The organism is Amaricoccus tamworthensis, from assembly GCF_049800875.1.
Classification (GTDB): Bacteria; Pseudomonadota; Alphaproteobacteria; order Rhodobacterales; family Rhodobacteraceae; genus Amaricoccus; species Amaricoccus tamworthensis.
Map to the genome: position 1 here is coordinate 168792 of NZ_JBNAFV010000001.1, position 12563 is coordinate 181354.

At 60.0% G+C, this 12563-nt stretch carries 15 protein-coding genes and 1 pseudogene; 4 read left to right on the forward strand and 12 right to left on the reverse strand.

The window, feature by feature from the left end; translation table 11 throughout:
• Positions 1-2 precede the first annotated feature (2 nt).
• The 6 genes from sufD to ACP15P_RS00870 are packed head-to-tail and all read right to left on the reverse strand — an operon-like array spanning position 3 to position 5505.
• Positions 3-1292: a Fe-S cluster assembly protein SufD gene (sufD, locus tag ACP15P_RS00845; RefSeq protein WP_424926596.1), complete on the reverse strand. Its 1290-nt coding sequence runs from the start codon at positions 1290-1292 to the stop codon at positions 3-5.
• Complete coding sequence (sufC, locus tag ACP15P_RS00850; protein WP_424926597.1) at positions 1293-2048, reverse strand: Fe-S cluster assembly ATPase SufC; 756 nt, start codon at positions 2046-2048, stop codon at positions 1293-1295. It abuts the gene before it with no gap.
• A gap of 51 nt (positions 2049-2099) precedes the next feature.
• Entirely contained in the window at positions 2100-2411 is a 312-nt protein-coding gene (locus ACP15P_RS00855; protein ID WP_424926598.1) for a heavy metal-binding domain-containing protein, read from the reverse strand.
• A gap of 39 nt (positions 2412-2450) precedes the next feature.
• Positions 2451-3983 carry a Fe-S cluster assembly protein SufB gene (gene sufB / locus ACP15P_RS00860; RefSeq protein ID WP_424926599.1) on the reverse strand — a complete coding sequence of 511 codons (1533 nt, stop codon included), beginning with the start codon at positions 3981-3983 and terminating at the stop codon, positions 2451-2453.
• 14 nt (positions 3984-3997) lie between these two features.
• Positions 3998-5044, reverse strand: coding sequence for a cysteine desulfurase family protein (locus ACP15P_RS00865; protein WP_424926600.1), 1047 nt, complete (start codon positions 5042-5044; stop codon positions 3998-4000).
• Complete coding sequence (locus tag ACP15P_RS00870) at positions 5041-5505, reverse strand: Rrf2 family transcriptional regulator (RefSeq protein ID WP_424926601.1); 465 nt, start codon at positions 5503-5505, stop codon at positions 5041-5043. The genes ACP15P_RS00865 and ACP15P_RS00870 overlap by 4 nt, the downstream gene beginning before the upstream one ends.
• Positions 5506-5667: 162 nt before the next feature.
• On the opposite strand from ACP15P_RS00870, the gene ACP15P_RS00875 reads away from it, so the two are divergent.
• Positions 5668-6318 carry an alpha/beta hydrolase gene (locus ACP15P_RS00875; protein WP_424926602.1) on the forward strand — a complete coding sequence of 217 codons (651 nt, stop codon included), beginning with the start codon at positions 5668-5670 and terminating at the stop codon, positions 6316-6318.
• Between the two features lie 47 nt (positions 6319-6365).
• Here the strand turns inward: ACP15P_RS00875 and ACP15P_RS00880 are convergent, their stop codons facing one another.
• Entirely contained in the window at positions 6366-7448 is a 1083-nt protein-coding gene (locus ACP15P_RS00880; protein WP_424926603.1) for an anhydro-N-acetylmuramic acid kinase, read from the reverse strand.
• An 84-nt stretch (positions 7449-7532) separates the two neighbouring features.
• Here ACP15P_RS00880 and tyrS point away from each other — a divergent pair, with 84 nt between their 5' ends.
• Entirely contained in the window at positions 7533-8789 is a 1257-nt protein-coding gene (tyrS, locus tag ACP15P_RS00885) for a tyrosine--tRNA ligase (protein ID WP_424926604.1), read from the forward strand.
• 59 nt (positions 8790-8848) lie between these two features.
• Here the strand turns inward: tyrS and ACP15P_RS00890 are convergent, their stop codons facing one another.
• The gene (locus ACP15P_RS00890; RefSeq protein WP_424927282.1) at positions 8849-9430 is read right to left on the reverse strand and encodes a peptidylprolyl isomerase; all 582 of its coding nucleotides are present in this window, start codon (positions 9428-9430) and stop codon (positions 8849-8851) included.
• Entirely contained in the window at positions 9430-9948 is a 519-nt protein-coding gene (locus ACP15P_RS00895; protein ID WP_424926605.1) for a peptidylprolyl isomerase, read from the reverse strand. The genes ACP15P_RS00890 and ACP15P_RS00895 overlap by 1 nt, the downstream gene beginning before the upstream one ends.
• Positions 9949-10222: 274 nt before the next feature.
• Between ACP15P_RS00895 and ACP15P_RS00900 the strand changes: the two are divergent.
• Both ACP15P_RS00900 and ACP15P_RS00905 read left to right on the forward strand, forming a co-directional pair.
• Positions 10223-10924, forward strand: a pseudogene (locus ACP15P_RS00900) (DMT family transporter); the annotation flags it as partial.
• Between the two features lie 52 nt (positions 10925-10976).
• Entirely contained in the window at positions 10977-11081 is a 105-nt protein-coding gene (locus ACP15P_RS00905) for a hypothetical protein (RefSeq protein ID WP_424926606.1), read from the forward strand.
• Here the strand turns inward: ACP15P_RS00905 and ACP15P_RS00910 are convergent.
• From ACP15P_RS00910 to ACP15P_RS00920, 3 genes are all read right to left on the reverse strand, one after another.
• The gene (locus ACP15P_RS00910) at positions 11059-11523 is read right to left on the reverse strand and encodes a GFA family protein (RefSeq protein WP_424926607.1); all 465 of its coding nucleotides are present in this window, start codon (positions 11521-11523) and stop codon (positions 11059-11061) included. The genes ACP15P_RS00905 and ACP15P_RS00910 overlap by 23 nt on opposite strands.
• A 32-nt stretch (positions 11524-11555) precedes the next feature.
• Positions 11556-12056 carry a pantetheine-phosphate adenylyltransferase gene (coaD, locus tag ACP15P_RS00915; RefSeq protein ID WP_424926608.1) on the reverse strand — a complete coding sequence of 167 codons (501 nt, stop codon included), beginning with the start codon at positions 12054-12056 and terminating at the stop codon, positions 11556-11558.
• A 69-nt stretch (positions 12057-12125) separates the two neighbouring features.
• Entirely contained in the window at positions 12126-12563 is a 438-nt protein-coding gene (locus ACP15P_RS00920; protein ID WP_424926609.1) for a CBS domain-containing protein, read from the reverse strand.

Below are 12563 nucleotides of genomic sequence, written 5' to 3' on the forward strand. Positions count from 1 at the left end.
GATCAGGCCCGTCTGCGGGCCAGCCAGCCGGCCAGGCGGTCGCGGATCTCGTCAGCCAGAACGTCATCCTCGATCTCGACAATCGCCTCATCGAGGAAGGCCAGAACCAGCAGTTCCTCCGCAGCCGCCCGCGAAATCCCGCGCGACCTCAGATAGAACAGCGACGTCTCATCCACCGCACCGCAGGTCGACCCGTGGGAGCAGACAACGTCATCCGCGTAGATCTCAAGCTCAGGCTTAGCAAGGAAGTTGCTGTCGTCATCGAGCAGCAACCCCTGACTGATCTGGTAGCCATCGGTTTTCTGCGCGCCTTCCTTCACAAGAATTTTGCCCTGGAACACGCCTGTGGCACCGCTGCGCAGCACCTTCTTGAAAACCTGACGGCTTTCGCAGTTCAGTCCGTCATGGGTGATGAACACAGTGTCATCATGGTGGAAGTCATCATCCCCGGCACAGGCACCAGCCACATGGGCCACGGCGTTGTCACCGGTGAACTCCAGCACGCACTCGTTACGGGTCATCCGACCATTCACGGTCAGAGTGAAGGACTTGAAAGTGCTTTCCTCACCAAGACGCGCAAACAGCCCGGTTACGGCCTGACGCTCATGGTCCCGACCCTGCGCCCGCACGTGATGCAGGCTGGCGGTCGGTGCCACCTCAATCTCCATCACATTGTTGAACCGCGCGGCAGCCGGACCGGCCTCCAGGATCGTGGCCTCGGCACCAGCCTCAACCTTCACCAGATGGCGAATATGCGCATCGGAGGTCGGCGAACGGTGCAGGTAGCGCAGCGAGATCGGTTTCGCGACCTTGCCCGTCACGCGGATCACCACGCCCTCAGTCGCGCGGGCCGTATTCAGCACTGCGAGCGGCCTTGCGACCGGGGTCTGTCCATTGCCCTCAAGCACGCCAAACAGATCACGCGCCCAATGGATGTCGAGCTTCAGAACATCCTCAAGACGCTCAATCTCAACATTCTCCAGGGAGAAATCATCAGAGAGCTCGGCAGAGAACTCACCATCCACAAACACGATCTTCAGGCTGTCCAGCACGTCAAAGACCGGCGCCTCATCGGTGTCCAGAACCGCAGCCTCGCGGGCCGGCAGAACCGTGAGACCGGTAGGATCGGTGTATTTCCAGTACTCGTCGCGACGTACGGGCACGCCCTGCTGGCGGAACCGCTCGACAGCCCTGCTCCGGGCTTCCCGAGCCCAGGACGCCTCACCGGCAGGTTCGGGGAATGCGGAAAGGAATGCTTCCGCCCCATCCGTTTTCATTGCTGGAGCCGCCATTTACGCCACCGATTTAAGAATGTCGGCATAGCCGTTGTTTTCAACTTCCAGCGCCAGTTCCGGGCCACCGGACTGCACGATGCGACCGTTTGCCATGATGTGCACAACATCGGGTTTGATGTGGTCGAGCAGACGCTGGTAGTGGGTAATCACAAGGAAGGACCGGTCCTCAGCCCGCAGGGCGTTCACACCCTGGGCCACAAGCTTCATTGCGTCCACGTCGAGCCCCGAATCCGTCTCATCGAGAATGCACATTTTCGGCTCAAGAACGGCCATCTGCAAAATCTCGTTACGCTTCTTCTCACCGCCGGAGAAGCCCACGTTGACAGGACGCTTGAGCATTTCCGCGTCGATGTCGAGCTCCTTTGCCCGCTCACGGATCAGACGCAGGAACTCGGCCGCGCTGAGTTCCGCCTCGCCCCGTGCCTTGCGCTGCGCGTTAGCCGCAGTACGCAGAAAGGTCATGTTGCCAACGCCGGGGATCTCAACCGGATACTGGAACGCGAGGAACAGACCGGCCGCGGCACGCTCTTCCGGCTCCAGATCGAGAAGATCCTCACCCTCAAGCGACGCCTCGCCATCGGTGACCTCATAGCCCTCGCGGCCAGAGAGAACATAGGACAGGGTGGATTTGCCCGATCCGTTCGGACCCATGATCGCGTGAACCGTTCCCGGCTCGACCTTCAGATCGACGCCTTTCAGGATCTGCTTGTCCTCTTCCTCAAGTTTCACATGCAGGTTTTTGATTTCCAACATTTTCGTATCCGTTCTTCCCGCCCGGGCAGTCTCCCTGGGCCAAATTTCAGTTCAGTCGATGGTCACGGCCGTTCCGGAGGCCGACACCATCAGCATGTTGTTGATGACCTCGTAGTCGAGATCGACGCCGACCACGGCATTCCCACCGAGATCCGCAGCGTGCTGTTCCATTTCCGCAAGCGCGGTCGCCCGCGCCTTTGCCAGACTTTCCTCATGGGCACCGGAGCGGCCCCCGATGATGTCGGTGATACCCGCGAAAATGTCCCGAAAGACATTGGCACCGAGGATCGCCTCACCCACGACAATGCCGTGATACTGGGTAATCGAATGCCCCTCGACCGTGGGTGTCGTGGTCGAGATCATCTGCTTTTTCCTTCCCCAGGGTGCCATGAATTCGATTCGTCAGCCCACCGAGCCTTCGAGCGAAATCGCCACAAGCTGCTGGGCTTCCATGGCAAATTCCATCGGCAGGGCCTGAAGCACCTCACGACAGAACCCGTTGACGACAAGAGCCACGGCCTCCTCCTCGTCCATGCCCCGCGACCGGCAATAGAACAGCTGGTCATCATCCACTTTCGAGGTAGTCGCCTCATGCTCGACCCGCGACGAGTTGTTGCGGCATTCGATATACGGCACCGTGTGCGCCCCGCATTTGTCGCCGATCAGCAGACTGTCGCACTGGGTGTAGTTACGGCTGTTCTGTGCCTTTGGATGCATCGACACGAGCCCACGATAGGTGTTCTGAGCCACACCGGCCGAGATACCCTTGGACACGATGCGCGACCGGGTGTTTTTACCCAGATGCACCATTTTCGTGCCGGTATCGGCCTGCTGGTGGTTGTTCGCAATCGCGATAGAATAAAACTCGCCCTGGCTCTCATTGCCGCGCAGGATGCAGGACGGGTATTTCCAGGTCACGGCAGAGCCGGTCTCAACCTGTGTCCACATCACCTTCGCCCGGTCACCACGGCAGTCAGCGCGCTTCGTCACGAAGTTGTAGATGCCGCCCTTGCCGTTTTCGTCGCCCGGATACCAGTTCTGGACCGTGGAGTATTTGACCTCCGCGTCCTCCTGAACCACGATCTCAACCACGGCGGCGTGAAGCTGGTTCTCGTCCCGCTTCGGTGCAGTACAGCCCTCAAGATAGCTCACATATGAGCCTTTTTCAGCGACGATCAGCGTCCGTTCAAACTGGCCCGTGTTCTCCGCGTTGATCCGGAAATAGGTGCTCAGTTCCATCGGGCATCGCACGCCCTCGGGCACGTACACGAACGATCCGTCCGAGAACACAGCCGAGTTCAGGGTCGCATAGAAATTGTCACTCGCCGGAACCACCGAGCCAAGATACTTCTTCACCAGTTCCGGATGGTCCCGCACAGCCTCGGAGAACGAACAGAAAATCACACCAGCCTTGGCCAGTTCCTCCTTGAAGGTCGTGCCAACAGACACACTGTCAAATACAGCGTCCACGGCAACCTTGCGGTCGTCGGACACGTCTTCCGCGCCCTCAACTCCGGCCAGAACCATCTGTTCCTTCAGCGGGATACCCAGTTTCTCATAGGTCCGCAGAAGCTCCGGATCGACCTCATCGAGCGATTTCGGCCTGTTTTCCATGCTCTTGGGACGCGCGTAGTAATACTGGTCCTGAAAATCTATTTCCGGGTAGTCCACCATTGCCCAGGAGGGTTCCTCAAGGTTCTGCCAGCGTTTAAAAGCCGCGACCCGCCATTCCGTGAGCCATTCCGGCTCATCGTTCTTGGCGGAGATCATCCGCACGATTTCCTCGTTCAGACCCTTGGGGGCGTATTCCGTCTCGATGTCGGACGAAAACCCATATTTGTAACGCTCGCCTACCGAACGAACGGTATCGACCGTCTCCTGATCGACACCTTCGCGTGCCGTGGCGTTGTCGCCTGCTGCCAGTAATTCACTCATGTCACATCCTGCCCTTATGCGGCCCGCTGACGGCGCCGCAGATAATGCCTTGTCCAGGCATCGGAAAATTTCAAAACGTCCTCGCGGGACGTATCCGGACCAATGGATACCCGGATGGCGCTGGAGGCCTCCGTGGCGGAGTATCCCAGTGTCTCCAAAACCCGGCTGGTCCGCACCTTGCCGCTGGAACAGGCCGAACCGGCGGAAACGGCAAATCCTGCCAAATCCATCTGCATGACCTGGGTTTCACCCTTCCAGCCCGACATAATAACGCAGGACGTATTGGGCAACCGGGGCCCTTCCCGTCCAACGATTACAGCGTCATCCGCGACCGAAGTCACGGCGTCCTCAAAAAGGTCACGGATTTCCGCGACCGCCTCCCACACACCGTCGTTCACGTCCCGAATGGCCGCTTCACAGGCCGCACCAAACCCGGCAATCCCGATGATGTTCTCCGTTCCGGCCCTGCGACCGGATTCCTGGCCGCCCCCGCGAATACGGGCGCACACGTCCACTCCCGATTTCAGCAGCAGCGCCCCAATTCCCTTCGGTCCACCCAGCTTGTGCGCGGACACCAGACCCCGCTCCGCCTGGGACCAGTCAAACGCGAACGGCACTTTACCGACCGCCTGAACCGCATCCACAAACCCAAGCCCCTCGGGCAGGGTCTGAATGATTCCGGTCTCGGAATTTGCCGCCTGCAACGCCGTGCCCTCCGGCTCCTCAACCGTCACCTGTCCATACGTGTCCACTGCCAGCTTCGGATCAATCCAGGCCGCAACGCAGTCGTGCTCAATCGTAGCACCGACATAGCCCTGATCGGCCAGAGCCAGAGCTGCCCCTTCCGTGGCACCGGAGGTAAAAACCACATCACCGGCCAGCGCGCCTGTCGCCTCGGCAACCTGGGTGCGGGCATGCTCCATGATGGCTTTGACCTTACGGCCCTCCCCATGCACGGATGAGGCGTTGCCGACCGCGTCCATTGCGCGGATCATCGCGTCCCGCGCCTCCGGCCTCAGTGGAGCCGAGGCATTCCAGTCGAGGTAAACCCGTCCGCTCATACGGCCTCATCCACCACGTTTACAAACGCCGGCACCGCCGGGCATGGCGCGAGATTGTTGCCCACCACGTCCCCAAGCCGGGTCTGGTGCAAAAACACATATACGTTGGCTGACAGCTGCTCCCAGAGCTTGTCCGCCAGAAGCTGCTCACCGGTATTGGCATCCGCTCCGGAGGCCCCGGCCCCACGGGCCAGTGCGTCCATCGTCTCATCAACCGCAGCGAGTATCTCAGACACCCGGATATTGTCCACGGACCGGGACAGCCGGTAGCCACCACCAGGACCGCGCACGGATTCAACGAGCCCCGCTCGGCGGAGTTTCACGAATAGCTGCTCAAGATAGGCCAGCGAAATGTCCTGCCGCTCCGAGATCTCCGAGAGGGAAACCAGCCGGTCAGACCCATTCGTCGCAAGATCGGTCAGGGCGATCATCGCGTAACGTCCTTTGGTGCTCAGCTTCATTCCGGGGCCTCCCCAAACCATGACGGTGTTGACGGCTTGCGCCGTACCGCTTAACAGCAACACCAAATGGGGGTCCATTCGGTCAACTTAGAATGTTTCTAGATTGACCGAGCGATTCCGTCAAGTAACTGTACGAATGCCCATCCAAGGAGCTGGCAATTTATGCCCGAGGTCATTTTCCCCGGTCCAGATGGACGACTCGAAGGCCGCTACCACCCACAGAAAAACAAAGATGCTCCGATAGCGATCATCCTGCACCCCCATCCCATGTATGGCGGCACGATGAACAACAAGGTTGTCTACAACCTTCATTACGCATTCCACAAAATCGGTTTCACCTGCCTGCGGTTCAACTTCCGCGGCGTTGGGCGCAGCCAGGGCGAATATGATGAGGGAGTGGGCGAACTGTCCGATGCGGCGGCGGCACTGGACTACCTCCAGTCCCTGAACCCGAACGCCAAGTTCTGCTGGGTTGCCGGTTTCTCCTTTGGGGCTTGGATCGGCATGCAGCTTCTCATGCGCCGTCCCGAAATCGCGGGCTTCATCTCCGTGGCACCGCCGGCGAACCAGTACGACTTCAGCTTCCTGGCGCCCTGCCCGTCCTCCGGCCTGATCATCTCCGGCAGCGCCGACCGCGTCGTGCCGACCGCCGATGTCACCAGCCTTGCGGACAAGCTCAAGCAGCAGAAGGGCATCACAATCACCCAGCAGATCGTGGAGGGCGCCAGCCACTTCTTCGATCCTGGCATGGATGAAATGATCGACAGCGTCGACACCTATGTCCGCCGCCGGATCACCGAAAACACCCGCTAAACCAGCACGGTCGACCGGCCATCACGGCCGGTCACAAAACGACAGTATCATGGCCGACTGATCCGCCCGCCCGATACCGGCAGCCGCGCGCCGGTCGTTCCCGGTGCCGACGTCGGCAGCCCGCGCTCGACCCGCACCGCCAGCCATGCAAACGCCTGGGCCTCCAGCATGTCACCATCAAGTCCCACACTTTCCACGGGCTTAACCGGCACATTCGTCCGTGCGGCCATCATGTCGAGCAGCGCGAGGTTCTTCCGCCCCCCGCCACAGACCAGCCATCGACCGACCGGCTGCGGAAAATGTCGCGCCGCTTCCGCCACACAGGCCGCGGTAAACGCGGTCAGGGTTGCGGCCCCATCCGCGTCCGACAAATCCGATACCTGTTCAAGGAAATCCGCAAAATCCTGCCGGTCCAATGACTTGGGCGGCACCCGTCCGAAATAAGGATGCTCCAGCATCCGCGTGATCCGGTCGTGATGCACCCGGCCGCTCCGGGCCAGTTCTCCATCCGCGTCATACTCACGTCCCGTGCGCGAAAGCACAAAATCGTCAATCAGCGCATTGCCCGGCCCGGTATCAAAGGCCAGCAACGCACCCGGCAATTCCGGAGCCTCCGCCGTCGGATCAACCCAGGTGACATTCCCCACACCGCCAAGATTAAGATAGGCCACAGGCGCCGTCGCCCCGCTCCACTTTGCACAGGCAAAATGAAAAAACGGAGCCAACGGCGCGCCCTCACCCCCCGAGGCCACATCCGCCGTGCGAAAATCCCAAACCACCTGCACGCCGCAGTCCCGCGCCAGCTCATCTCCGCGCCCGATCTGGAACGTGCCCCGCCCATGCGGATCATGGGAAAGCGTCTGTCCATGAAAGCCAACCAGATCGATGCTCTCAAACCCCGCCACGGCCACGGCATGTTTGCCACGCACCAGCTGCTCAATCTCCTCCAGCCCGTCACCACCCGGCCATTTACCCAAACCCGCGCGCAACACTTCACGCTCACTGGGCAAAAAGGACGTGAACGACCCCGGCCCGAACTCAGAAATCTCCTCGCCATCGGTCACAACCATGGCCGCATCGACCCCGTCCATCGAGGTTCCCGACATCAGTCCCAGCGCACGGCGCATCATTTTCATCTCAGCCCTTTAATTTGGCGGCGCAGCCGCTATAGAACGCATTCACCACCTGTAAGGCCACGATAAAAGGACGGTCCAATGACATACAAACCCAAAAGCGAATTTCTGCATGTCATGGTGTCCCGCGGCTATTACAACGACTGCTCGGACCTTGAGGGGCTCGATGAAATGATGATGGCGGGCGTCGTTCCCACCTATATTGGCTATGACGCCACGGCGCAGTCCCTGCATGTTGGCCATCTTCTGAACATCATGATGCTGCGCTGGCTCCAGAATACCGGCCACCAGCCGATCACCCTCATGGGTGGCGGCACGACCAAGGTGGGCGATCCCTCCTTCCGTTCCGACGAACGCCCCCTGCTCGACGCGGCACAGATTGACGCCAACATCGCGGGCATGAAGGATGTCTTCGCAAAGTACCTGACCTATGGTGACGGTCCGACCGACGCGCTGATGCTCAACAATGCCGAATGGCTCGACGACCTGAACTACCTCGATTTCCTGCGCGACATTGGGCGGCATTTCTCGGTCAACCGGATGCTCTCCTTCGACAGCGTGAAATCCCGTCTCGACCGCGAACAGTCACTGAGCTTCCTGGAATTCAACTACATGATCCTCCAGGCCTATGACTTCCTCGAACTACACCGGCGCTACAACTGCGGCCTGCAGATGGGTGGCTCGGACCAGTGGGGCAACATCCTGAACGGCGTCGACCTGACCCGCCGCGTACTTGGCGACACGGTCCACGCCTTCACGACACCGCTCCTGACCACTTCAGACGGAAAGAAAATGGGCAAATCCGCGGGCGGTGCCGTCTGGCTCAACGCGGACCTGCTCTCGCCCTATGACTTCTGGCAGTTCTGGCGCAACTCCACCGATGCCGATGTGGGCCGCTTCCTGAAACTCTACACGGAACTGCCCCTTGAGGAATGCGAACGGCTCGGCGCGCTGGAAGGCTCCGAAATCAACGACGCCAAAATCACTTTGGCAAACGAGGTCACCAAACTCTGCCACGGGGCCGAGGCCGCCGCGAGTGCCGAAAAAACCGCCCGTGAGGTCTTTGAGAAAGGCGGCACCGGCGACGACCTGCCAACCCTGACCCTCGCGCCCGGTGATTTCTCCGACGCGGGGATGTCCATGGTCCAGATCTTCGTGAAATCCGGCCTCGTCGCCTCGGGCAAGGAAGCCAAACGCCTTATCGCCGAGGGCGGAGCCAAACTGAACGACGAACCAGTCACCAACGCGGGCCAGATGGTCACCGCCGACATGTTCACCGAGCCGCAAAAGCTCTCGGCGGGTAAGAAACGTCACGCTCTGGTCAGAACCGGCGCCTGAACGAAAAACGGCCCGGGAAACACCCCGGGCCGTCCTAAAAGTCTCTAAAGTCCAGTCGCTTATTCAGCAGACTTCAGACGAACCGACGTCATCACATCCGGCTCCGCCACCGAACCACTCTGACCGGAGCCACGCTGGATCTGGTCGATCACGTCCATGCCCGAAATGACCCGGCCAAAAACGGTGTACTGACCATTCAGGAAGTGGCCATCCTCAAACATGATGAAAAACTGGCTGTTGGCACTGTCCGGGTTCTGGGCCCGCGCCATGCCGACGACGCCACGGTCAAACGGCGTGTCGCCGAATTCGGCGGGCACATCGCCCATGTCGGATCCACCCGTTCCGGCCCGTCCCTGCGGGAACGCTTCGACCGTGCCGAACTGCACGTCACCGGTCTGCGCCATGAAGCCCTCGATCACGCGATGGAACACCACGTTGTCATAGGCCCCGGCTTCGGCCAGCGTCTTGATCCGCTCCACATGCTGCGGGGCAAGCTCGGGCAGCAGTTCGATCTCAACCGTTCCCTGCGCCTTGCCATCAATCTCTATGACCAGCACGTTCGACGGATCGACATCATCCTGCGCGATGGCGGGACCGGCCAGACCAAACGCGACGAGCGCGGCTGCAATCAGACCCCGCATCACGCTTTCGCCTCCTGGTCGGCCACGACCTGAACCGAGATCATGCGGTCGGGGTTTGCGGGCGGCTCACCACGGGTGATGGCATCCACATGCTCCATACCGGAAATCACACGGCCCCAGACAGTGTACTGACCGTTCAGGAAATGACCGTCCTCAAACATGATGAAGAACTGGCTGTTTGCGGAGTTCGGGTTCTGGGACCGCGCCATACCGGCAACGCCACGGTCAAACGGCAGCTTGGAGAACTCGGCCGGAAGGTCCGGCTGGGACGACCCGCCGGTGCCCGCCCGGCGCAGGTTAAACCCGTCTTCCATGTCGCCATTTGCCACGTCGCCGGTCTGGGCCATGAAGCCCTCGATCACCCGGTGGAAGGCGACGTTGTCGTACTCACCCCGACGCGCCAGGTCCTTGATGCGCTCAACATGCTTCGGTGCCACATCCGGCAAAAGCTGAATGATCACGTCACCGCTCTTGAGTTTAATGGACAGGGCGTTTTCGGGATCTGCGATATCAACCATGTGGTCCTCCGTTGAATTTGCGGCGGACCCTAAGGGTTGGAACCCTTTGGGGAAAGGCCGAAATTGCTCATTTTTTGGCTAAATCCCGGACAGGCAAAACACCGCCGGAATTTTCCTCGGACCCTGCCCAGGTCCAGCGCCGGGTACCCCAGACTCCTTGCACCCGGCGCACTTTCAGGTTTCCCTGCGGGCGGAGCGCCTGTTCCGCCTCAATTGACGACTGGACTCTTCCATTACCGCCGGACCTGCCACAGCCCCTGGAGAAACCTCCGCAATCGCGGCACTTGTGCTCGCGGTCCTGTTCTGGTCAGGAAATTTCATCGCAGGGCGTGCGATTGCGGGCAGCATTCCACCGCTCGAGCTGAACATCATCCGCTGGGCGATCTGCCTTGCAATTCTCCTGACCTTCACATCCCGCAAACTGTTTCGGCATCGCTCAAGTCTGCTCGCGTCATGGCGTCTGGTATTACTTCTGGGCGTCACCGGCATCGGCGCATTTCATACCATGGTCTACCAGGCTCTGACCCTGACAACCGCCGTAAACTGCCTGCTGATCCTGGCCATGGCACCGGTAGTCACCGTGATTGGAGGCGCGCTGCTGAGCGGTTTCCGCCCCACTGTTTTTCAGTTGGCTGGCCTGCTGCTGTCCGTAACCGGCGCCGTATATTTGGCCATCAATGCTGGAGATGGTCATGATCATGGAATTGATATGGGCAAGCTCTGGATGATCGGAGCCATTCTGGTCTGGGCGTGGTACACACTGCTGTTGCGCGAAAAACCAGTCGATCTGCCATCAGATGTACTTCTCGCGGCGTCAGTCATTACAGGTCTTTGCCTCATGCTGGACGTTCTTCTCCTTAAAGGCCCGGCCCATGTGGAACTCACGCCGGCCAACATGCTGGCAATTATCCACATCGCCGTTTTTGCCTCCCTCTTAGGGTTTCTTTTCTGGTCCCATGGAATCGCGGTGATAGGCCCGGAACGTGGTGGCCAGTTCGTTCACCTCATGCCCGTTTTTTGGAAGCGTCATGGCCGTTGTGTTCCTCGGAGAGCGGCTGACAATCGCTCACATGATCGGGGCAGCATTCATCGTCACCGGCCTCGTACTGGTCAACCGGCAGACGCGGCCATAAACTCCGCAACGAGTTCCTGATACCGATCCATCGGCGGAAATCCCTCAAACGAATGCACCGCCGGCGTTTCCACCCAGGGCAGTTTTTCCCGCGTCATCGTCTCGATAAACGGCGAAAACCACGAAATGTCCTCAAACAACGTGGGGCGCACGTTCAAAAACTGGTCCACACCCTTAATCCGCGTGAACATCCAAGACATGCACTCGGGACAGAACATGTGGTCTAGATCCGCACCGCGCAACCCGCCAACCACAGGCTCGCCCGCCATCACCTCAAACCCGTCAACCGGCACCATCGCGGTCAGGGAATAGGCACTGCCGGACATTTTCTGACAACCCGTGCAGTGGCAGACCGATGTCATCATCGGCGGCCCGATAATGCGAATTTTGACCGCACCACAGCGGCAGGTTCCATCAAGCGGGAGGTCCGGCACCCGGCCCATCCCTCAAAACCCAACCTGCGCGACCGGCCGCATCACGTCCCGTTTCCGACTTTTTCAGCCAGTTTTGGCACAATCGCAGGCGGCACAAACTTGGAGACGTCCCCGCCCAGCCGCGCGATCTCCTTCACCAGCTTGGACGCAATCGCCTGGTGATTTGCATCGGCCATCAGAAACACCGTCTCAACATCATCGGACAGCGCCCGGTTCATGCCAACCATCTGAAACTCATACTCAAAATCCGCCACGGCCCGCAGACCCCGCACGATCACACTCGCCCCCACATCTTTGGCGCAGTCGATCAGCAGGTTGTCGAACGGGTGCGCAATGATCTCCACGCCCGTCGCCTCAGTGATCGGGCCGCATTCGTTCTCGACCATCTCCACCCGTTCCTCGAGCGAGAAAAGCGGCCCCTTGCCGTGATTGATCGCAACTCCAATCACCAGCCGGTCCACCAGCCTGCAGGCGCGTCGAATAATGTCCATGTGACCCACAGTCAGTGGATCAAACGTTCCTGGGTACAGCCCAATCCGCATGTAGCCCCTCCCGAGTTCCAGGGAAATTCCGGTCCCGGTGCCCCCGGAACGATGAGATGTCTGGCCCGCTTACCAGCTGTTGGAGATCATGCCCGTGAGTGCGGAGTTTTCCTCCTGCATCTCGCTGATGCGCGCGTTGACCACGTCACCGATGGAAATCAGCCCCACCATGACCCCGTCCTCGGTCACCGGCATGTGCCGGAACCGGCCGTTGCTCATGGTCTCCATGGCGGAGAGCGCCGTGTCGTCCGGGCTGCACTGGATCACCTGGGATGTCATCAGCTCGGACACGTTTTTGTCCATGCAGTCCACACCGCCGGAGCCGATATTCTTCACGATGTCACGCTCGGAGAGGATACCGTCCACGGTTTTTCCGTCGCTGCTGACCACCACCGCGCCGATCCGGTGCCGCGACAGCACCTGAGCCGCGCTCATCACCGTATCGGTCGGTTTGACCGAGATGATATCGGTAATCTTCTTGGATTGGATGATGTTGCGAACAATCAT